The organism is Streptomyces sp. UC4497, assembly GCF_054871485.1.
Window position 1 is genome coordinate 455,334 of record NZ_JBTYHB010000003.1, and the last position, 20,592, is coordinate 475,925.

Annotated in this window: 16 protein-coding genes; 5 read left to right on the forward strand and 11 right to left on the reverse strand. The window is 70.8% G+C overall.

Annotated elements, in window-relative coordinates; all coding sequences use genetic code 11:
* Positions 1 to 11 precede the first annotated feature (11 nt).
* Positions 12 to 647, forward strand: a complete 636-nt coding sequence (locus ACYSUO_RS07025) for a DUF1345 domain-containing protein (RefSeq protein WP_461775133.1) — start codon at positions 12 to 14, stop codon at positions 645 to 647.
* A gap of 25 nt (positions 648 to 672) precedes the next feature.
* Here the strand turns inward: ACYSUO_RS07025 and ACYSUO_RS07030 are convergent, their stop codons facing one another.
* The 5 genes from ACYSUO_RS07030 to ACYSUO_RS07050 all read right to left on the reverse strand — a co-directional run bounded on the left by ACYSUO_RS07030 (position 673) and on the right by ACYSUO_RS07050 (position 5,687).
* Complete coding sequence (locus tag ACYSUO_RS07030; protein WP_461775134.1) at positions 673 to 2,019, reverse strand: serine hydrolase domain-containing protein; 1,347 nt, start codon at positions 2,017 to 2,019, stop codon at positions 673 to 675.
* 123 nt (positions 2,020 to 2,142) lie between these two features.
* Entirely contained in the window at positions 2,143 to 2,670 is a 528-nt protein-coding gene (locus ACYSUO_RS07035) for an NUDIX hydrolase family protein (RefSeq protein WP_426906700.1), read from the reverse strand.
* Between the two features lie 100 nt (positions 2,671 to 2,770).
* Positions 2,771 to 3,157: an AAA family ATPase gene (locus ACYSUO_RS07040; RefSeq protein WP_461775135.1), complete on the reverse strand. Its 387-nt coding sequence runs from the start codon at positions 3,155 to 3,157 to the stop codon at positions 2,771 to 2,773.
* A 33-nt stretch (positions 3,158 to 3,190) separates the two neighbouring features.
* The gene (locus ACYSUO_RS07045; protein ID WP_461775136.1) at positions 3,191 to 3,832 is read right to left on the reverse strand and encodes a DUF4232 domain-containing protein; all 642 of its coding nucleotides are present in this window, start codon (positions 3,830 to 3,832) and stop codon (positions 3,191 to 3,193) included.
* A 202-nt stretch (positions 3,833 to 4,034) separates the two neighbouring features.
* A complete protein-coding gene (locus ACYSUO_RS07050) occupies positions 4,035 to 5,687 on the reverse strand; it encodes a glycine/sarcosine N-methyltransferase (RefSeq protein ID WP_461775137.1) in 1,653 nt (550 codons plus the stop codon).
* A 440-nt stretch (positions 5,688 to 6,127) separates the two neighbouring features.
* Here ACYSUO_RS07050 and ACYSUO_RS07055 point away from each other — a divergent pair, with 440 nt between their 5' ends.
* On the forward strand, positions 6,128 to 8,503 hold the full coding sequence (locus tag ACYSUO_RS07055) for a beta-L-arabinofuranosidase domain-containing protein (protein WP_461775138.1): 2,376 nt from the start codon (positions 6,128 to 6,130) through the stop codon (positions 8,501 to 8,503).
* 3 nt (positions 8,504 to 8,506) lie between these two features.
* Here the strand turns inward: ACYSUO_RS07055 and ACYSUO_RS07060 are convergent, their stop codons facing one another.
* The 3 genes from ACYSUO_RS07060 to ACYSUO_RS07070 all read right to left on the reverse strand — a co-directional run bounded on the left by ACYSUO_RS07060 (position 8,507) and on the right by ACYSUO_RS07070 (position 15,646).
* Entirely contained in the window at positions 8,507 to 9,868 is a 1,362-nt protein-coding gene (locus tag ACYSUO_RS07060; protein ID WP_461775139.1) for a M1 family metallopeptidase, read from the reverse strand.
* Positions 9,869 to 9,951: 83 nt separating this feature from the next.
* Positions 9,952 to 13,842: a Pls/PosA family non-ribosomal peptide synthetase gene (locus ACYSUO_RS07065; protein ID WP_461775140.1), complete on the reverse strand. Its 3,891-nt coding sequence runs from the start codon at positions 13,840 to 13,842 to the stop codon at positions 9,952 to 9,954.
* Positions 13,843 to 14,047: 205 nt separating this feature from the next.
* Positions 14,048 to 15,646, reverse strand: a complete 1,599-nt coding sequence (locus ACYSUO_RS07070; protein ID WP_461775141.1) for a GMC family oxidoreductase N-terminal domain-containing protein — start codon at positions 15,644 to 15,646, stop codon at positions 14,048 to 14,050.
* 177 nt (positions 15,647 to 15,823) lie between these two features.
* On the opposite strand from ACYSUO_RS07070, the gene ACYSUO_RS07075 reads away from it, so the two are divergent.
* Complete coding sequence (locus ACYSUO_RS07075) at positions 15,824 to 16,465, forward strand: TetR family transcriptional regulator (protein WP_461775175.1); 642 nt, start codon at positions 15,824 to 15,826, stop codon at positions 16,463 to 16,465.
* 29 nt (positions 16,466 to 16,494) lie between these two features.
* Here the strand turns inward: ACYSUO_RS07075 and ACYSUO_RS07080 are convergent, their stop codons facing one another.
* Complete coding sequence (locus ACYSUO_RS07080; protein WP_461775142.1) at positions 16,495 to 16,818, reverse strand: MerR family transcriptional regulator; 324 nt, start codon at positions 16,816 to 16,818, stop codon at positions 16,495 to 16,497.
* Positions 16,819 to 16,838: 20 nt separating this feature from the next.
* On the opposite strand from ACYSUO_RS07080, the gene ACYSUO_RS07085 reads away from it, so the two are divergent.
* Positions 16,839 to 17,498 (forward strand): SDR family oxidoreductase, encoded by a 660-nt coding sequence (locus tag ACYSUO_RS07085; RefSeq protein ID WP_461775176.1) that lies wholly within the window; start codon positions 16,839 to 16,841, stop codon positions 17,496 to 17,498.
* 3 nt (positions 17,499 to 17,501) lie between these two features.
* Here the strand turns inward: ACYSUO_RS07085 and ACYSUO_RS07090 are convergent, their stop codons facing one another.
* Positions 17,502 to 18,818 (reverse strand): glycoside hydrolase family 125 protein, encoded by a 1,317-nt coding sequence (locus tag ACYSUO_RS07090; protein ID WP_461775143.1) that lies wholly within the window; start codon positions 18,816 to 18,818, stop codon positions 17,502 to 17,504.
* Positions 18,819 to 18,936: 118 nt separating this feature from the next.
* Positions 18,937 to 19,365 (reverse strand): dihydrofolate reductase family protein, encoded by a 429-nt coding sequence (locus tag ACYSUO_RS07095; RefSeq protein ID WP_461775144.1) that lies wholly within the window; start codon positions 19,363 to 19,365, stop codon positions 18,937 to 18,939.
* Between ACYSUO_RS07095 and ACYSUO_RS07100 the strand changes: the two genes are divergently transcribed.
* Positions 19,347 to 20,555: a cytochrome P450 gene (locus tag ACYSUO_RS07100; RefSeq protein WP_461775145.1), complete on the forward strand. Its 1,209-nt coding sequence runs from the start codon at positions 19,347 to 19,349 to the stop codon at positions 20,553 to 20,555. The genes ACYSUO_RS07095 and ACYSUO_RS07100 overlap by 19 nt on opposite strands.
* Positions 20,556 to 20,592 lie beyond the last annotated feature (37 nt).

Genomic DNA, 20,592 nt, shown 5'->3' on the forward strand with positions numbered 1-20,592 from the left:
TGTGACGAGCCATGAGCGCCTGGTTGCCGACGTCCGCGGTTCCCCGCCTGGCCGTCTCCGTGGGGGTCGGGCTTGTGGCCGCGGTGGCCGTCGGCATTCCGGTCGGTGTGCCCATGGGCATCCTCACGGGCATCGCCGCCGCGGAACTCCTCTTCGTGGTGTCGGGCTGGCTGGTGATGTGGCCGATGGACGCCACCGCCACCCGCCGCGAGGCACGGCGTGAGGACTTCGCCCCCGTCACCGAGGAGTTCGCGGTGGTCGGCACGGCACTGTGCGGGCTCGGCGCCATCGTGGTGCTGCTGCTCCTCGACGGCTCCGGAGCCCGGCACGCCGGGGCCGCGGTCGCCCTGGGCGGTGTGTTCATGGCGTGGGCGGCCCTGCACCTGATGTATGCCGCGCGCTACGCCTACCTCTACTACCAGGGCTCCGCGGGCGGAATCGACTTCAATTCCGAGGATCCTCCGGCGTACCGGGACTTCTTCTATTTCAGCTACAACCTCGGAATGACGTACCAGGTGTCCGACACCGACGTCTCCAGTTCGGTGATCCGGTCGGTGGTGCTGCGGCACTCGCTCCTTTCGTACCTCTTCGGCACCAGCCTCCTGGCCACCGCCATCAACCTGGTCGCGGGCATGGTCACCGGCTGACGGACCGGCGCCGCTCGGTGCGAGGTCAGCCCGTGAAGCGTGCCGCCGCCCGGCTGTTGTGGAGGTACTGCGCCCGGCCGTCCGCGTCCTTGCCGACCAGGACGAACACCTCGTGTCGCCCCGCGCGTTCCTCGACGGTGATCAGGCGGTCTGGGCCGAGGCCGACCAACTGCTGGGTGATGCTGTCCGTACCGAGCAGCACCCTGGCCTCGCTGGTGCGTGGCGTGGTGGTCAGTGATGTGGTGCCGTCGTCGTGGACGGTGAGGTCGAAGTCGAGCAGCGTGGAGCGGTACGTGCCGGTGGCGCGATGCGCGTCGACGGGTGCCGGCTCCTCGGGGACCCGCGGCAGGGCCGGCAGCCGGGCGCCGGCGAGTTCGCCGAGGAGATGACCGCCGACGTCCTGGAAGAACGCCGGGGCATCGCCGCCGTTGGTGAGCACGGCGACGGCCACGCCCGCCTCCGGCACGACCCGCAGGAACGCGTACTGCCCGATCGTGCCGCCGTCGTGGCCGATCATGGAGTGTTCGGGCTGGTCGTACAGCGCCCAGCCGAGACCCCAGCGGTCGCCCAGCGCCCCCAGGGGCGGCGCCGTCACCTGCGTCTCGCGCATCACGTCGAACGCGCTCTCGTCCAGGTGCAGTTGGGCGAAGCCGAGCAGGCTGCGTGCCGGCATCGCCAGGGCGGCGCCGGCAGGGGCGGTGGAGGGCGGCAGGCCGTAGACCGGCGCGGGTTGCGGGTCGGGGCCGAGGTGGCCGATGGCCGGCAGTTCCAGGATGGCCTCGCCGACATGGGTCGCCACGTGGGCGAGACCGAGGGGCGCGATCAGGTGCTCGCGCAGCGCCGCGTTGAAGGTCTGCTCGCGCAGCACCTCGATGAGGCGGCCGAGGACGACGTAGCCGCTGTTGCAGTACGAGAACTGTTCGCCCGGCGGGTACAGCTGCTCGGCGTCGGCCAGGGTGGGCAGATAGCGCTCGACCGCGTCGTCGTTCGCGCCCGTGTCGGTGAACCGGTCGCCCTCGACGCCCGAGGTGTGGCAGAGCAGTTGGCGAATGGTGACGGTGGCGGCGGCTCGCTCGTCGGCCAGGGCGAACTCCGGCAGGTACTGCCGCACGGGACGGTCCAGGTCGAGCCGGCCCTCGTTCGCCAGCTGCTGGATCAGGGTCGCCGTCCAGACCTTGGTGATCGACCCGATCTGGAAGACCGCGTCCGGGGTGACGGGCACCCCGGTGGCCTTGTTCACCACACCGGCGGCCGCGTCCACCACCTCGCCGTCCACGAGCACGGCGACCTGGGCGCCGGGCACCTTGTGCACGGCTGTCAGCTTGGGCAGATGCTCCGTGATCCAGGCCTGGGCGGTGGACGCTCGTGACATGACTTCTCCCTCGTGGCGCGTGCTCGTGGGCGCAGGCTCGATGGCGCAGGTGAGTCAGCCAATGGTGCTACCAGGCCCGGCGTTTCGGAACAAGGCGGTGCCGGGCGCCGGTCGCGGGAGGGGTCAGAGGCCGAGGCCCGCGTGGGCGAGGGCCTGTTTGAGGAGGGCGCCGTGGCCGCCGGGCATCTCGTTCTGCACGGCAGGCGAGAGTGCTTCCTCGGGGCTGAACCAGACCAGGTCGAGCGCGTCCTGCCGGGGCTGGCAGTCCCCGGCGACCGGAACGATGTAGGCCAGCGAGACCGCGTGCTGGCGCGGGTCGTGGTACGGCGTGACGCCTTGCGTCGGGAAGTACTCGGCGACGGTGAACGGCTGCAGGGAGGCCGGCACCCGGGGCAGCGCCACCGGGCCGAGGTCCTTTTCGAGGTGGCGCAGGAGGGCGTCACGGACCCGTTCGTGATGCAGCACGCGGCCGGAGACCAGCGCGCGGCTCACGTTGCCGTCGGGGCCGATGCGGAGCAGCACTCCTACGCTGGTCACCTCGCCGCTGTCCGCGACGCGCACCGGCACGGCTTCGACGTAGAGGATCGGCATGCGGGCACGGACCAGCTCCAGCTCGTCCGAGGCCAGCCACCCGGGCGTTGTCTCTGTCATGTCGGGCATGGCGTGATCATATTTCAGCGGCTCCGGTCTGTGGCCGAATTGGCTCCGGCCGGGCCTCGTTGAACCAATGCGCACCTCGTGGGCGCGGGAGTCAGTCGAGCGACGGCCACCGGTGCGCGGCCCACTCCCGCCACTCCGCCCATCCGGGCGGCGGGCCGTCGATCCGGTGCCCCTCGAGTTCCGCCGCGTCGGGCTCTTCGAACTGCGACCTCCAGCGCAGGAGTTCCGCCTCGCTCATGGGGAAGGTCTGCTCCGGGGTGGTCGCCTGGCGATGGGCGATGCGGGCGCGCTGGGTGTCGTGGTCCACCGGCGCGTACACCAGGTGGCAGGACGCGCCCTCGGATGTCACCAGCGAGCGGATCGCGGATCGCTCGTCCCGGGACCAGCAGCCGAAGTCCACTACGCCCGCGTGGTCTTGCCGGCCCCGGGCAGGCCGACCGTCAGGAACAACTTGGTCATGCCTGAAGGATGGCCGCACGGGTCGAGGAGATGCACGAACGCGCCGACGGCCCTACTTGGCGGTGTGCGTCGGGTAGACCTGGACGTCGGTGTAGGCGCCCTTGATGTCTCCCGCGCCCGCGGGCCAGTCCAGGGTCACGGAGTGGGTCTCGTTCGGGGGCGTCACCAGGATGTTGGTCGGGGACGAGAGGCTGTCACCGGAGCTGTCGATGTCGTAGGCGAGGTTGAAGACCGCGGCGTCGCCCGGCTTCAGGGTGGTGACACGGGGCTCGGCGTGGCCGCGCTCGATGGGGTTCGAGGTGTTGTCCGCGTCCTTGATGTCGACGCCCGCGAAGCCCGTCGCCGAGCAGGTGGTCGAACCCCGGTTGACCATGGAGATGTTGATCCGGCCGGTGGTCTCGTCGGGCGCGGCGTCCACGGCGTCGATGGCCAGGTCCTCCGTCTTGCAGAAGGTGGCCTTGGTGCCGGACTCCGTCGCGCTGTTCGCGGCGCCGGCCTTGACCTCGGTGTCGCTGCCGGAGCCCGCCTTCGCGTCGCCGGCCTCCGACTTCGAGCCGCTGTCGGATGACGAGGACGAAGAAGTGGCCGAGGACTCTTTGGCGGAGGCGTCGGAGTCACCGCCGCCGCAGGCGGTGAGCGAGAGGGTGGCGGCGACGCCGAGGGCGGCGAAAGCGGAGATGCGGGTGTACTTCATGGGGTTCCCCCGTGGGTTGCGCGGTGTGTGCGGTCAGAAGTATTTGTATCCCGCACCGAGTCACAGGCAGTGCTCCGGGGTGTCTTCGTTCTGTCACAGGCGTACCGCATAAGAGCAGGTGACAGCCCGACCGGCCGGTCCCGTAGGTACCTCGGGGCCGACCGGTGGAAGGTCGCGCAGGGGTCTCGCTCAGCCGTACCGCTCAGGCATCGCCACCGAGACGGAAGTGGAAGATGCCCCACGTGAGGTGGGATTCGCGGCCGCCGTTGATCCAGTGGCCGAGCCCCGTCTTCATCTGGGAGAGGTAGTCGTGGCTGATCCTTCTGGCCAGCCCCTCGGCCTCCAGGCGCTCGGTCTCCTCGAGGACCCGCGTGTAGTGGTTCACCAACTGCTCGCGGTGCTCCTCGAACCCGCCGTCGACGGCGGTGAACCCGAGCCGCTCCAACTCGCGCGTGTAGAAGCCGGGCGAGCCCATGTCGTCCAGGTGGATCCGGTCGAGAATCGGCTGCAGCACGTCGGTGCTGCCGCCGTCCGTCGCCGCCATCGGGTCGGTGAAGATGAGGTGCCCGCCGGGCCGCAGCACCCGGGCGATCTCCTTGAGGACCTGGCCCCGGTTCCCGCTGTGCAGGAAGGCGTCCTGCGACCAGACGACATCGACCTGGTCGGCCGGGTACGGGATGTCCTCGAAGGACCCGTCCACGACCTCGATCCTGTCGGTGAGCCCGCGGGCCGAGTTCAGCTCCTTGTGGCGCTGGTTCTCCACCTCGCTGAGGTTGAGCGCCAGCACCCGGCAGCCGTACGTCTCCGCGAGGTACCGAGCCGAACCGCCGAACCCGGAACCGAGATCCAGTACCACGGAGTCCCGGGTCAGCCCGAGCTTCGACGCCATCTGCTCGACGGTCCGTCGGCTGGCGTCCGCGATGGGCTCGTCGGGGCGCTCGTACAGGCCGATGTGGATGTCCTCGCCGCCCCACACCGTGGCGTAGAAGGTGTCGGCGTCGGGGGAGTTGTAGTAGCTGCGGGCGGTGCCGACCGCACCCTTGTACGGCTCCTCTCCCTCCGTCCTGTACTCCTTCTCCGCGACATGGATGAAGAAGTCCGGCTGCTCACGCCGATAGGTGTGCTGGAAGTCGCCGTAGGTCTCGATGCGCTGGAAACCGACGTCGGTCATCAGCTTCCGCGTGTAGTCCTTCCGCAGCGGAAACATGTTGAGGTAGTACATCGAGTTGTCCGGGAAGCTGTACCGCATGCGGCACAGCCCCTCGTCGACGTACTCCGGCTCCACGATGACGTCCTCACCGCAGTAGTAGTAGCGGTGCTTGCTCGTGTACCCGTCGTCCAGGATCGCGTCGTAATTGCGCTGATCCAGGATGAGAATTCCGTCGTGCTTGAGCATCGCGTAGAACTCGGCCAGCGCCTTGCGCCGGTCGCGTTCCGAGAAGAGATGCGTGAAGGAGTTGCCGAGACAGACGATGGCGTCGTACTCCCCGTGGACGTCCCGGTTGAGCCAACGCCAGTCGGCCTGGACGACCCGCAGGATGTGGTCTCCCCGCTTCTGGCCGTTCTCGAAGGCCCTCGCCAGCATTTCCGCGCTGCCGTCCGCGCTGACGGTCTCGAATCCCGCGGACAGCAGCGCGACGGAATGGAATCCCGTGCCCGTCGCCACATCGAGCACGCTCTTCACCCCCCACTTCCGCAGCAGGTCGATGAAGAAATTGCCTTCGCTCTCCGCCCTCTTCTCCCAATCTATGAGGGAGTCCCATTTCTCGACGAAGCTGGGGACGTACTCCTCCGTGTAGTGCCCGGTTTCGCGTACTTCGACAGGGTTGTCGCCGAACTCTTGGGCCGGTTGCACGATGATGGGGAACCCTTCAGCTCTGAGGAATCTTGCCCTGACGCGGCAGCCCAAGACGGCACAGAGCTCCAGCACTCGGGAGCCGCACGGTCTGAGCGCATCGCTGTCCAAGACTGAGCGGTCTCATGCCTCCAAAGTTCGTATACAGGGCCGGGGTTGACGCAAAGAGCGTGCCTGGCCAGCGCCTCTCCGCCCCAAGATTGTTTGAGGTGGAGAGAGTGAAACCGCCTCGCATAAAGGTCATTCACGGAAGAACCGCCGCGGCGGCGATAGTCGGCCAGGGCCGGAAACCGCTCCAGGGTGATCGCGCCCGGCGTGCAGAGGTGTTGACGTGCTGTCCACCCTGCGTGAGATCTTGGGCCCCGTTCAGGACTGTTCGATAAGTCAGAGGCTGTTCGGTATCCCGAACCAAGCCGTAACTCCCGGGAAAGGGGAGGGACATGACGACGTCCGGAGGCCGGTCGATGAGACGGCGTGACTTCATGGCCGCTTCGGCCCTCGGCACCGCCGCCGTGGCGGCCGGCTCCTGGCCGACGGCCGCCCGGGCGGCAGAGCCCGGCACCGGCGCGGCCCACGCGCTCGCGGCTCGCTCGCTCGCGAAGGATCTCCCGCCGTACGTCGGCGCGGGCAGCACGGCCCCCGTCCGGCCCTTCCGGCTGAACGAAGTGGCTCTGGGCAAGGGCCTGTTCCAGGAGAAGCGCGACCGGGTGAAGGCCTTCATCCGCGCCTACGACGAGCGGCGCTTCCTCGTGCTGTTCAACAAGGTCGCGGGCCGGCCCAACCCGCCCGGCCTCGAGGTCCCTGGCGGCTGGGAGGACGGCGGCCTGCTCAGCGGCCACTGGGCAGGCCACTACCTCACCGCCCTCGCCCAGTCCCACGTCGACCAGGGCGAACAGATCTACAAGGACAAGCTCGACCGGATGGTGTCCGAATTGGGCGCCTGCCAGGACGCGTTGAAGGGCAAAACAGTTCATCCGGGCTACCTCGGCGCGTTGCCCGAGGACACCGTGCTGCGCGCGGGCCCGCCCCGCTTCGCGGTGTACGGCAGCGACCCGGACACCAACACCTGGGCGCCCTGGTACACCCAGCACAAGATCATGCGGGGCCTCCTCGACGCGTACACCCTCACCGGCAACGAGCAGGCCTTCGAGATCGTCCGGTCCATGGCGGACTGGGCCCACCTGGCGCTGACACTCGGCGACGTCGAACACCCCGACTACAAGGGGCCCGTCACCCGGGACGACCTGAACTACCTGTGGGACACCTACATCGCGGGGGAGTACGGCGGCGCCAACGAGGTCCTCGCCGAGATCCACGCGCTCACCGGCGACGGGCGCCACCTGGAGACCGCCCGGCTCTTCGACAGCCGCGAGTCCCTCTTCGAGGCCTGCGTCGACAACCGCGACATCCTTGTCACCACCGACGAGAACCGCCCCGGCCGCAGACGCCCGAACCACCTGCACGCCAACACGCACGTCCCCAACTTCATCGGCTACCTAAGGGTCTTCGAGCAGAACCGGGACGACGACTACCGGCGCGCGGCGGAGAACTTCTTCGGCATGGTCGTCCCCCACCGGATGTTCGCGCACGGTGGCACCAGCGGGACCGTCCCCGGCAGCAACACCAACCCCGAGGCGTTCCAGAACCGCGACAACATCGCCCACGCCATCGCGGGCGACGGCGCCGAGTCCTGCACCACGTACAACCTGCTCAAGCTGGCGCGCAATCTCTTCAGCTTCGACCCCGACCCGGCCTACATGGACTACTACGAGCGCGGTCTGGTCAACATGGTGCTCGGGCAGCGCGCCGACACGGACCGGACGGACGATCCGCAGCTCGCCTACTTCCAGCCGCTGACCCCGGGCTCCGCCCGCGAGTACGACAACACCGGAACCTGCTGCGGCGGCAGCGGCCTCGAAGGCGGCACCAAGTATCAGGAGACGGTGTACTTCCGCTCGGCCGACGACAAGACCCTGTGGGTCAACCTGTACGTCCCTTCCACCCTGCGCTGGCGGGACCGGGGCTTCACGGTCACCCAGACGACCGGCTTCCCGCGCGAACAGCGCAGCACCCTGAAGGTCGAAGGACGCGGCCGGCTCGCCCTCAAGCTGCGCGTCCCCGGCTGGGTGGCCGACACCAAGGACGGCTTCGCGGTCTCGGTCAACGGGCGCCGCGTCACCGGCCCGCGCCCGAAGCCGGGCAGCTACCTCACGATCGACCGCGACTGGCGCCCCGGCGACACCGTCGAGATCTCGATGCCGTTCACCGTCCGCATCGAGCGCGCCATCGACCGCCCGGAGATCCAATCGGTGTTCTGGGGACCGCTGTTGATGCCGGTGCTCGGCGAGGTGGCCAAGGGTGAATTCCAGGAACTGACGCTCTACCGGCACCTCAAGCGCGACGGGAACTACGCCCGGTCGGCGATCACCCCGCGCCGCGGCCAGACTCTGGCCGTCGGCGACCGCACCCTGCGCCCGCACTACGTCGGCGACCGGCAGCCCCAGTCCGCCTACTTCAAGCGCGTCGAACCCGAGGTGGTCTTCGGCTCGATCGCCACCGGTGTGCCCAACCGCAAGCGCGACGACAACCTGCCGGACTACGACGTGCCGGTCGAGGGCGTCACCTCACCCGGCGACGACGGCCTGACCTTCCTCGACGTGGTGTGGGACGGCGCACCGTTCGCCGAGCACCGCGACTTCGTCCGCCGGGTGGAGCGGACCGCTGACAAGTGGGCCGCCGCCGGCCTCTTCACGAAGGAGCAGCGTGCCACCGTCGTCGAGCACGCGGCCGCGGCGGAGCAGGAACTGACCCCGTAGGCGCTACGGCGTACTGACCAGCACCGGGACCTCCGGCAGCGCCGTCTCGTGGACCCACGCCCGGAACACCTCGTCCACGGGCCGGCGCGCGAACCGCTCCATGTGCGCCGCGAACATCTCGGTCGTGACGACGCCGTGCCGGTGCAGGTCCGTCCAGGCGCGCAGGGCTTCGAAGAACGCCTGGTCGCCGAGTGCGCAGCGCAGGGCGTGGATCGCCAGGGCGCCGCGCTCGTAGAGGCGGTCGTCGAACATGTGCTTGCGGCCGGGGTCGGCCAGGGACAGGTTCTCGGGGAGGTCGGCGAGCAGCCGGTGGGCCGCGGCGGCCAGGTCCTGGGCTCCGCGGCCGCCCGAGCGTTCGCACCAGAGCCACTCCGCGTACTTGGCGAGGCCCTCGTGGAGCCAGATGTGCTGCCAGTCGGCGACGGTGACGCTGTTGCCGAACCACTGGTGGGCCAGCTCGTGGGCGATGAGCCGCTCCGAACTCCGGGCGCCGTCCACGTGGTTGGTGCCGAACAGCGACAGGCCCTGCGCCTCCACGGGCACGTCGAGCTCCTCGTCGGTCACCACCACCGCGTACTCGCCGAACGGATAGGGGCCGAACAGCTCCTGGAACAGGGCCATCATCTGCGGCTGGCGCGCGAAGTCGCGGGAGAAGGCGGTGAGCAGATGGGCCGGGAAGTGGCCGGTCTGCGGGACCCCGTCGAGGCCCGGATCGCCGAGCAGCGCCGTCTGGAATCTGCCGATGGCCAGGCCGACCAGGTAGCTGGAGGTGGGGGCGGCCTGTTCGTACAGCCAGGTCGTGGTCGAGGCCCTGGTCGTACGCGTGAGGAGCCGGCCGCCGATCACCACCTGGTACGCGGAGGGGGTGGTGAGCGAGATCTGGTACGCGGCTTTGTCGGCGGGACGGTCGTTGCACGGGTACCAGGAGGGCGCGCCGACCGGCTGGCTGGCGACGAGCGCGCCATCGGTCAGCTCCTCCCAACCCAGGCCGCCCCAGGCGCTCTTCACCGGCTTCGGGTTGCCGGAGTAGTGCACCTCGACGGTGAACGCGGCGCTCGCGGCCAGTGGCTTCGCCGGCCGGATCCGCAGCCGGCCGCCGCGCAGCGTGTAGTGCGCGGGACGGCCGTCGACCCGGATCCGGCCGATCCTGAAGTCGGCGAAGTTCAGCTGGAATTCGTCCAGTTCGGCGCGGCCCGTGATGGCGCTGAGCCGGGCGGTTCCGGCCAACCGGTTGGGCTCGGGCCGGTAGTCCAGGTCGAGTTCGTAGCGGTGCACCCGGTAGCGGGGGTCCCCGTTGGACGGGAAGTAGGAGTCAGGCCCGTGGTACCGGCCGCTGTGGTGCTGACCGTAGTGCTGCCCGTTCACGCCTCGTCCGCTCCCTGTCCCTGTGCCCGTACTCGTCTTCGTACCCGTACGACATGGCCAACGCGCCTTCGGGGCCCACCGGTTCACGGGCGCCAGGCCTCTATCGGGTTGCCGAGCCACCGGCTGCCCGGCGGCACCGACTCGCCGGCCATCACCAGGGACGCGGGCCCCAGCGTGCTGCGGGCGCCGACCTCGCTGCCCGGCAGCACGATTCCGCCCGGACCCAGCGTGGCGCCCTCGCGAAGGGTCACAGTATCCGTCCGCAAGATCCGGTCGTGGAAGAGGTGCGTCTGCAGGACACAGCCCCGGTTCACGGTCGCCCCGGCCTCCAGGGTGACCAGGTCGGTCTCCGGCAGCCAGTAGCTCTCGCACCACACGCCCGCCCCGATGTGCGCGCCGAGCCCGCGCAGCCAGGCGGTGAGGACCGGGGTGCCGGGCACAGATCCGGCGAGCCACGGCACCGCGAGCATCTCCACGAAGGTGTCGGCCAGCTCGTCCCGCCACACGAAACCGCACCACAGCGGGTGCTCGCCCGTGCGGTGGCGGCCGACCAGCAGCCACTTGGCCACGATCGACACCGCACACGCGAGGACGCCCGCGGCCAGCAGAACGGGGCCGCTGACGAGCGCCGCCGCCCACAGGCCGTGCGCCGCCGCGACGGTGGCCAGCGCGCCGAGGACCAGGACGATAAGGGCGGCCGAGCAGAACACCGGGACGAGACGGCCCAGTTCGACCAGGGCGCGAGCCCAGCGCAACCGGACCGGCGGTGTGTAGGTGCGGCTCGGATCGACCCCGGTGGCCGGGCGGGGCAGCCGGACCGGCGGCAGACCCAGGTACGAACTGCCCTGCTTGGCCTTCTTCGGGGTGGCCGACAGGACGCCGACCAGGCCGTCGTCCGGCACCGAGCGGCCGGGCGCCGTCATGCCCGAGTTGCCGAGGAACGCCCGCCGGCCGATCCGGGCGCGCCCGATCCGCACCCAGCCGCCCCCGAGTTCGTACGGCGCGGTCAGCGTGTCGTCGGCGAGGAACGCGCCGTCGCCGACCGTGGTGAGGCCGGGCAGCGCGAGCACCGTGGACACCTCGGCGTCCCGGCCCACGCGCATCCCGAGCAGCCGCATCCACACCGGCGTGACGAGCCCCGCGTACAGAGGGAACAGCGTCTGCCGGGACAGGTCCATCAGCTGGGTCACGGTCCAGGACTGCCAGCCCGCCCGGCTGTGCACCGGGAACGTGCCGGAGGTCAGGCCGAGCCCGGCGACCCGGACACCGGCCAGGATCAGCACGGCGTACGTGAGTCCGTAGGCGAGGGCCGCGGGGGCGGCGGCGAGCAGCCCGCCGCGCAGGGCCTCGCCGAGCCCGGCGCCCGCGGGCACGAAGGCGCGCGCGACGAGCAGGGCCGGGAGGGCGGACAGGAGCGGGAGGAGCGTGAGGCCGAGGCCCGCGGCGCCGTACATCGCGCGCCAGCCCACCGTGCGCGGAGGCCGCTGCGCGGGCCACTCCCGCTTGGCCTTGCCGAGCTTGACCGCCGGGGAGCCCGCCCAGCGCTGGCCGGTCGGGACGTGCCCCTGGACGGCCGAGCCCGGCGCGATCTCGGCCCGCTTGCCCACCCGGGCGCCCGGAAACAGCACGCTCCGGGTGCCGACCACGGCGCCCGCGCCGACCTTCACGGCACCGATCTCCAGGCGGTCGCCGTCGAGCCAGTGCCCCGCCAGGTCGACCTCGCTCTCGACGGCGCAGCCGCGGCCGAGCTTGAGCAGACCGGTGACCGGCGGCAGCGAGTGCAGGTCGACGTCGGGGCCGACCCGGGCGCCGAGCGCGCGGGCGTAGCGCTGCAACCAGGAACCGGTCAGCGAGGTGGCGCCGCTGTGCTCGGCGAGCCGCTCGGCGGTCCACAGCCGCAGATGGACGCCGCCGCCTCTCGGATACGTCCCCGGGCCGACGCCGCGCAGCAGCAGCCGGGCGCCGCCCACCGCGAGCGTGAGCCGGCCCGGCGGGCTGAACAGCACAAGCGCCGCGGGCGCGAGCAGCCACCAGGAGGCGGACGGGGCCCACGCGTAGCCGCCGAACCGGTGCAGAACGTCGGCCAGCGCGGCGAGCGCGACCGTCCAGCGCAGGCCGTTGAGGGTGAACAGCGGTATCAGGAGCAGCAGTTGGACGAGCTTGGCGCGGTTCGGGACCGGGGCGATCGTCCGCTTCGCGCCGTCGTCCTGCGCCGACTTCTCCAGGCGGCGGGCCAGCTTGCGCAGGACCGGCCGCTCGTAGAGGTCGATGACGGCCGCGTCCGGGTAGCGGGTGCGCAGCCGGGTGGTGAGCTGGGCGGCGGCGAGACTGCCGCCCCCGATGGTGAAGAAGTTGTCGTGCGCGTCGGTGACGGGGACGCCGAGGGCCTCGCTCCACTGCTCGGCGAGCCAGGCCTCGGTGCCGTAGAGCTGCTCGGCCGGGGCATCGGTCGCCACATCGGGCAACGGCCACGGCAGCGCGTCGCGGTCGACCTTGCCGGAGGTCCGCGTGGGTAGCTCGGCGACGGGCGCGAGCAACGGCACGAGCGCGGCGGGCAGTTCGGAGCGCAGCTTGTCCACGGCGGCCGCGTGCTGCCAGCCCTCCTGGGTGACGATGTAGCCGACGAGCAGCTGGTTGCCGCCGCGTGCGGTGCGCACGGCGCAGGCCGCGCCCGCGACACCGGGCAGCGCCTGCAGTGCGGAGTCGACCTCGCCGAGTTCGATGCGGCGCCCGCCGAGCTTGATCTGCTCGTCGCCGCGCCCGAGGAAGACCAGGCCCTCGGGGTCGGCCTTGACCAGGTCGCCGCTGCGGTATGCGCGCTCCCAGCCCAGGGCGGGCAGCGGCGGGTACTTCTCGGCGTCCTTGGCCGGGTCGAGATAGCGGGCCAACCCCACGCCGCTGATGACGAGTTGACCGCTGGCGCCCATCGGGACGGGCCGGTCGGTCTCGTCGACGACGGCGAGTTCCCAGCCGTCCAGCGGCAGCCCGATGCGGATCGGCTCGGCGCCGGTCATCAGGGAGGCGCAGGTGACGACGGTTGCCTCGGTGGGCCCGTACGTGTTCCAGACCTCGCGGCCCTCGGTGACCAGACGCTGGACGAGCTCGGGCGGACACGCCTCGCCGCCGAAGATCAGCAGCCGGACGTCGTTGAGGGCCTCCGGCTCCCACAGGGCGGCCAGTGTCGGCACGGTGGAGATCACGGTGATCTCCTGCTCGGCCAGCCAGGGCCCGAGGTCGGCGCCGCCACGCACCTGGGCGCGCGGCACCGGCACCAGGCAGGCGCCGTGCCGCCACGCCAGCCACATCTCCTCGCAGGACGCGTCGAACGCGACGGACAGGCCCGCCATCACCCGGTCGCCGGGCCCGATCGGATCCTCGGCGAGGAAGAGCGCGGCCTCCGCGTCCACGAACGCCGCGGCGCTGCGGTTACCGACGGCGACGCCCTTGGGCCGCCCGGTCGAACCGGACGTGAAGATGATCCACGCGTCGTCCCCGGGCCCCGGCCGCTCGGCGGGAACGGGGGAGGGCTCCGCGACGGTGAAGGCGTGCTCCGCCCCGATCACGGTCCGCACTCCCGCCTCGCCGAAGACGAGTTCGGCCCGCTCGTCCGGATCCTCGGCATCCACGGGTACGTACGCGGCGCCTGCCGAGAGCACGGCGAGAATCGCGACGTACAGGTCGTTCGTCCCCGACGGCACCCGCACGCCGACCCGGTCGCCGTGCCCCACCCCGGCCCCGGCCAGACGGCTGCGCAGCCGGTCGACCTCGGCGTCCAGCGCGCGGTACGTCAGACGACGCACGCCGTCGTCGAGGGCGAGCTCGTCGGGGTGCTCCCGGACGGTCGCGTCGAGGATGTCGACCAGGGTGCGCGGGGCGGTGGCGTCCTTCGCGAAGAAGCGCGCCGGAGCGTCGAGCCGTTCGGTCAGCTCCGCTTCGAGCAGGCTGAGCTCGTCGTGTGCGCGAGTGGCGTCCATCGGGTCCCAACGTCGAGAGGACGACAGCCCCGGCCTGCGCGACGCAAGTGCCCCCGAACTGCCCTGAGTTGTCCGGCCGGAGCCGGACAACCGGGACATGTTACGGCGTCCGGGGCGCAGGACGCGGATCGTGCAGGTCAATCGGGACTTTTGAACTCCACCGGGTTGGCGCTCAGTTGGGCCCAGAGGTCATGCCTCGGCACGGTCAGATGACCGTTCCGACATCCTTGGCGGTGATGCTGTCCATGGCGCGCTCGGCCACCGCGGCGATGGTCATCGAAGGGTTGCAGGCGCCGGTGGTGCCGGGGATGAGCGCGCCATCGAGTACGTAGAGACCGCGCTGGCCCTGGACACGCCCCTCCAGGTCGCACACGGTGCCCATCGGGGCGCCGCCCAGCGGGTGCCATGTGCTGTTGACCAGGGAGTTGGTGTCGATGAGGGTGCCGAGGCCCCGGGAGATCCTCGTGACCCGCCGATGGATGGCGCGGTAGCTGGTGTCGTCACCGCCCGCGGGCCAGTGCAGGGACACGGAGTCGGTGCCGGCGTTGTAGCGCAGGCGGCCGCGGTCGGGGCTGACGCCGAAGCCCACCAGCATGGTCGTGCGGATGTCGAGGCCCAGGGGCGGGAGGGAGGCCTGGATGACGGTGTTCGCGGTCGCCGGGTCGGCCCAGTCCTTGCTGCCGTAGACGACGGGACCGCCCTGCTCGCTGCCGAAGTCCTCCTGGAGGCTGGTCCACGCGTAGATGCGGTCGCCGTTGGTGCCCCAGCCCTCGCCGAGGCCGTCGGGCAGGTCGGGGACGGCCCCGGTCGCGCCGGCGCGGACCAGGAGTTTGCTGGTGTTGACGCTGCCGGCCGCCATGATCAGGGCGCGGGTGGTGAGCACCTTCTGCTCCAGCACGGTGCCGGAGTCGTCGGTGCGGTCGACGTGCACCTCCCAGCGGCCGTCGGCGGCGCGGGCCACGGAGGTGACGTTGTGGTGGGTGGCGACGGTGACCTTGCCGGTCGCCTCGGCCTGCTTCAGGTAGGTCACGTCCACGGAGTGCTTGCCGCCGTTGTTGACGCCGAGCGCGCAGTCGCCGTTCGTGTACGAGGGCTTCATGTCGCCGCGCAGTTCGGCCAGGGCGTAGTCCCAGTCGATCGGCATGGGGATCTTCTCCAGGTCGTACCCGGCCTTGCGGACCCGTTCGCCGAAGATCCGCGACGCGAAGTAGTTGGGCGAGTCGATCAGTTGGTCGGGCGCGGTGTCCGCCTTGAGCATGCGGGCCACGCGCGGATAGTGGACCCGGTCCATGCGCCGGTAGTCGAGGCCTTCGGGCAGCCAGGTGTTGAAGACGGCCTCCGAGGGCTGGAGGGTCATGCCCTGGTAGACGAGCGATCCGCCGCCGACCCCGGCCGCGCACACGCTCAGGATGTTCTCCCCGAGGACCGGTTCGAGGAGGCCGGTGTAGGGCGCGAAGCCGAGCGGGGTGCCGATCAGACGGGCCAGCGGCCTGACGGCTTCGGGCAGGGTGCCGTACCAGAGTGCCCGCTTGTCGAGGCCGGAGATGCGCGGGAAGGTCTCCGCGTTCGGGCCGGTCGGCCAGCGCCGCCCGCGTTCGAGGACGGTCACCGGGACGCCGGCCCGGGCGAGCCGCAGCGCGGCGACGCCGCCGCCGAATCCCGATCCGATGACGACGACGCGGTGTTCCTCGCGGGTCAGGCGTACGCGGGTGGGTGCGGCCGCCGCGACCGGGGCCGGGAGGGCGGCGGTGGCGGCGAGGGCGGTGGCGCCGGTGAGCAGGGCGCGCCTGGTGGGGGAGGGCATGGGCAACTCCTTGACCAAGTGGGGGAGGGAGGGCACAAGGGGGCACAGGGGCAAAGGGCACAGGGGTATACGCATACGCCGGCCAACTCCCGGCGAGAGCACGGTGGTTACTCGCCGGTCAGCTACCGCAGAGTAGAGTCGCGTGTCACTCAGTGACAAGATGGCGGCATGCGACAGATGCCATGGGAAGAGTGGCGGAAGGAGTCGACGCCGACGGGCGAGCGGCCCTCGCTCGCCGACCGCCGCAAGGCCGCGCTCCGGTTCGAGATCGCCTGTGAGGCGGTGCGCCTGTTCACGTCCCAGGGCGTCACGGCCACGACGGGAGCGCAGATAGCGGAGGCCGTCGGCGTCTCCTCACGCACGCTGTGGCGGCACTTCCCGACGAAGGAGAGCTGCGTCCTCCCGCTGCTCGCGGCGGGACTCGACTTCGCGGTGACCCAACTGCGCCACTGGCCCGCCCACATGAGCCTGCTGGACTTCTTCACCGAGACGCGCGGAACGGGCGATCTGCCGCAGGGCACGCCCACCATCCTGGCGCTGATCCGCATGACCTCGACCGAGCCCGCGCTGCGCGCCGTCTGGCTCCAGGCCCACGACGACGCGCTCCCCGTCCTCGGCCGCCTGCTCGCGGAACGCTCCGGCGGCCAAGCCGACGACCTGCGCGTGACGGTCCATGCCGCGACCCTCAACGGCGCCCTGCGCGCGGCCGCGGAGGACTTCGCCCGCCGCTACGCGGACCAGCCCGAGGCCTCGTACGACGAGTTCGCCGCATGCCTGGAGGTCGCCCTGCGCGCGGCGTCGGAAGGGCTGCCGTACTGAAGCCGTGGATGATCTCCGGCTGCAGAACGTTATGAGGCGACCGTACTGCTCTCATCCGTCAACGAGCGGCTGTCAGTCGTCCCACCGCGATGGTCGGCGGCGGAGATGAGCTGGTCGAGTCGACGGAGCGTATGCGTCATCTCCTCGACCTTGGCCGAGAGCCGGTCGCGCTCGGTGTGCAGCAAGCGGCGCTGCGGGGCGGTGGTGCGGCCGTTGTTCACGCAGGGCAGCAGTGCCGCGATGGAACGGCTGCTGAGGCCGGCCGCGTAGTACTGCTGGAAGAGACGGACCACCTCGACGGTGCCTTCGGCGTAGCGGCGCTGTCCCGACGGTGTGCGCTCCGGACTGAGCAAGCCCTGGCGCCAACCGCGGTATCGGACAGAGCTTCGTCGCCGAGCTGCGGCGTCGGGGAGCCAAGAAGATCTATGCGGCCACCCGCCGCCCGGAGACCGTGCCCGAGCTGCCGGGCGTCGTCCCGCTGATGCTGGACGTCACCGATGACGCCTCGGTGGCCCGGGCCGCGGACACGGTCGGCGACGTCGCCCTGCTCGTCAACAACGCCGGGGTGTCGACCTTCGCCCGGCTCACCGACGGTGCGGAGTCGGACATCCGGCTGGAGATGGAGACCAACTTCTTCGGCACCCTGCGCATGGTGCGCGCCTTCGCGCCGGTCCTGGACGCCAACGGCGGCGGTGCCGTGCTCAACGTGCTGTCGGTCATGGCGTGGATGGCATACGAGCACTCCAACAGCTACGGCGCGTCCAAGGCTGCCGCTTGGGCGCTGACCAACGGCATCCGGTACGAACTCGCAGGACAGGGCACCCAGGTCACGGCGCTGGCCATGGCGAGCGTCGACACCGACATGATGGCCGGCATCGAGGACGTGAAGTCGGACCCCGATGTGATCGCCAAGGCCGCGCTGGACGGCTTGGAGGCCGGCGCCCTCGAAGTGCTGGCCGACCAGCGGACGACCCAGTGGAAGTCGCGGCTCGGCGAGGACCCGGCCCTCCTGTATCCGCAACTGTCCGCGTGAGCCCTACGCGGAGTCTCCCGATGACGCGTCCCACAGGGAACGGGTGCCGAACCCGGCCAGATCCAGGGCCAGTTCCGCATACATCGCGTTGGCCCAGGAGAACCAGTCGCGGGTGAACCTGTCCGGGTCGTCCTTGTGGAAGGACTCGTGCATCGTCCCGGTCCCGGCGTCGGTATCGATCAGGGTGTGCAGCAACTGCAGCCGCCGTTCAGGGTCGTTGCTGGTCAGGCCCTCCACGGCGAGGGCGATGGGCCAGATGTAACCGTCAGGGGTGTGGGGGCTGCCCACGCCCTCGGCGGCCGTTCCGCTGTACCAGGTCGGGTTGGCGGGGGAGAGCACGAACGCGCGGGTCGCCAGGTACAGCGGATCCTTCGGCGAGACGTCGGCGACCAGCGGCAGGGACAGCAGGCTGGGCATGTTGGCGTCGTCCGCCAGGAGCGCGTTGCCCAGCCCGTCGACCTCGTAGGCGTAGATGGAGCCGTGGTCGGGATGGTCGACGGTGCCATGCCGCTGGGTCGCCGCGCGCAGCTCACCCACCAACTCGGCCGCACCGTCGGCCAGTTCGCCGTCCTGTACGTGCCGCGCCATCTCGGCGACGCCGTCGAGGGCAGCGGCGGCGCACAGGTTGGCGGGCACGTTGTACCCGTAGGTGCACGCGTCGTCGCTGGGCCTGAACCCGCTCCAGGTCATCCCGGTCTCGCCGACGGGTGTCCCGCGCCCCTCGTTCTGGAGGGTGTCGGTCGCCGGGACGTTCGCCCGTACGAAGCGGTACTTGGAGAGGTGCTCGTGGTCCTGCTCCGTGCGCCATACGGAGATCGCGGCACGCGCCGCCTCCATCGCCTGCGCCACATGGTCGGTGCGCCCGGTCGCCCGCCAGAAGCGATGGGCGAACAGGAGCGGGAAGGCGAGGGAGTCGACCTCGTACTTCTCCTCCCAGACCCAGGGGTCCTCGCACAGATCATCCGTGTCGTGGGCCCGCCCGGAGGGCTCGGCGTTGAACGCGTTGGCGTACGGATTGTGTGCGATCTGCTGGAACTGGCGGCGCAGCACGGCGAGGAGAAGCTCCTGCAGGTGCTCGTCGTCCTCGAGCAGCGCCAGGTAGGGCATCATCTGCGTCGTCGAGTCGCGCAGCCACATGGCGGGGATGTCGCCCGTCACGACGAAGGCGGTGCCGTCGGGCATCGGGCGGATGGTGCGGGCCAGCGTGTCGTCCAGGCAGCGCAGCAGCGTCTGTCCGAAGCGGGGGTCGCCGAGCTCGTCGAGGCGGCGGACCGCCTGCTGGACGACCGGATTGTGCTGGACGCTGGTGGGAAACGGCATCGTCGGCCTTTCGGTGGCGGGGCGATGCCAAACGTAGATCACGACCGTGGGGCGGGGAAGAGCGCGACGGGCATCGAGCCCAGGCGCCGCCCCGCCACATCGGGGACTCGACGGCCGGCTATCGGCGGACCGGATACCGCAGGTGGAGGGCGCGGCGCCCCTGGACGACGATCGGGTCCTCGAGGAGGAGATGGCCGCGCGCCAGCTTCGCGAAGTAGGGGATCCCCTCGCCGAACAGTACGGGTACGAGGCTGACACACACCTCGTCGACCAGACCGAGGTCGAGCGCCTGCTGGGTGATCGCCGCGCTCGCGACGGTGACGTCCTGATCGCCGGCGATCTCCTTGGCCCGGACGATCGCGGCCTCGACCCCGTCGACGAACGTCGTGGTGGGCCACTTCGTGGCGGCGTCCTCGGGCGCGCGGTGAGTGACCACGACGACCGGTGCGCCCGCCGGGTGCTTGTCGTCGACCGACGCCTGCCCGAGCGTCCATTGACAGTGCGTCAGAAGTCGCTCACCGTGCCGCCATGACCATCGTCCCGCCACCCGCCCGATTCCTACCCCGCGGTGCCGAGTCCTGGCGCGACCCCTACGCGATGTACGCGGCCCTGCGCGACCACGATCCGCTGCACCACGTCGAGGACGGCGACCACTGGGTGCTCTCCCGCTACGACGACGTCCTGGACGCGCTGCGCCGCCCCGAGGTGTTCTCGTCACGTCAGGGGCTGACGGTGGTCCGCGACGACATGGCCGCGGCCGGTGTGGAGGTCGCGCCGCCGCTGGTCATGCTCGACCCGCCGGAGCACACGGAGTTCCGCGGGCTGCTCACCAAGGGGTTCACTCCGCGCCGCGTGGAATCCGTGGCGGACGCGGTACGCGACTTCGTACGCACCCGGCTCGACGCGATCGCCGAGATGACAGCGGCGGGGGACCCGGTCGACATCGTCGCCGAACTGATGCGGCCACTCCCGTGTTTCGTCGTCGCCCACTACCTGGGGGTCGACGCGGCCGATCGTCGGCAGTTCGCGGGCTGGACACAGTCGATCGTGCAGGCGGGCGCCAAGGGCCATGCCCTCGACGCGCGCGAGGCGGTCGCCGACCTCTTCGCGTACTTCGCGGAACTGATCGAGCGGCGCCGCGTGCACCCGGCCGACGACACCGTCTCCGACCTCGTCCGTGTCCTGGCCGACGATCCGCAGGCCGTGATCCGGATCCTGGGATTCGCCTTCACCATGATCGCCGGCGGCAACGACACGACCATCGGACTGCTGACCACCGCATCCGAACTCCTCACCGAGCAACCCGATTTACGGGCACGGATCGCATCGGACCCGGAGTCGGTCGGGCCTTTCGTCGAGGAGGCGCTGCGCCTTGCGTCGCCGGTGCAGGGCCTGGCCCGCACCCTCACCGAGGACCTGAGCCTGCACGGCAGGACCGCGCCGGCCGGGGCCAAGGTGCTGCTGCTCTACGGCTCCGCCAACCGCGACCCACGCGCCTTCGGTCCCCACGCCGACGAGGTCGACCTGGGGCGTACGACCCCACAGCACCTGGCCTTCGGCTACGGCCCGCACCACTGCCTGGGCGCCGCGGCGGCCCGCCTCCAGGGACGGATCGCGCTCACCGAACTCATCTCCCGCTTCCCGCACTTCACGGTCGACGCACCCCGCGGTACTTTCGCGGACGGCTGCTACGTACGTCGGTACGAGACGCTGCCGTTCGCGACCGGCGGCGGGTGAGCCGAGGACCCAGCCACCGCACGAGCATCACCTCCGA

What these genes read in the sequence shown, in the direction of transcription:
- ACYSUO_RS07025 (WP_461775133.1), top strand. Translation starts at nt 12, where the DNA reads ATGAGCGCCTGGTTGCCGACGTCCGCGGTTCCCCGCCTGGCCGTCTCC.
- ACYSUO_RS07030 (WP_461775134.1), bottom strand. Translation starts at nt 2,019, where the DNA reads ATGTCACGAGCGTCCACCGCCCAGGCCTGGATCACGGAGCATCTGCCC.
- ACYSUO_RS07035 (WP_426906700.1), bottom strand. Translation starts at nt 2,670, where the DNA reads ATGACAGAGACAACGCCCGGGTGGCTGGCCTCGGACGAGCTGGAGCTG.
- ACYSUO_RS07045 (WP_461775136.1), bottom strand. Translation starts at nt 3,832, where the DNA reads ATGAAGTACACCCGCATCTCCGCTTTCGCCGCCCTCGGCGTCGCCGCC.
- ACYSUO_RS07055 (WP_461775138.1), top strand. Translation starts at nt 6,128, where the DNA reads ATGACGACGTCCGGAGGCCGGTCGATGAGACGGCGTGACTTCATGGCC.
- ACYSUO_RS07065 (WP_461775140.1), bottom strand. Translation starts at nt 13,842, where the DNA reads ATGGACGCCACTCGCGCACACGACGAGCTCAGCCTGCTCGAAGCGGAG.
- ACYSUO_RS07070 (WP_461775141.1), bottom strand. Translation starts at nt 15,646, where the DNA reads ATGCCCTCCCCCACCAGGCGCGCCCTGCTCACCGGCGCCACCGCCCTC.
- ACYSUO_RS07075 (WP_461775175.1), top strand. Translation starts at nt 15,824, where the DNA reads ATGCCATGGGAAGAGTGGCGGAAGGAGTCGACGCCGACGGGCGAGCGG.
- ACYSUO_RS07090 (WP_461775143.1), bottom strand. Translation starts at nt 18,818, where the DNA reads ATGCCGTTTCCCACCAGCGTCCAGCACAATCCGGTCGTCCAGCAGGCG.
- ACYSUO_RS07100 (WP_461775145.1), top strand. Translation starts at nt 19,347, where the DNA reads ATGACCATCGTCCCGCCACCCGCCCGATTCCTACCCCGCGGTGCCGAG.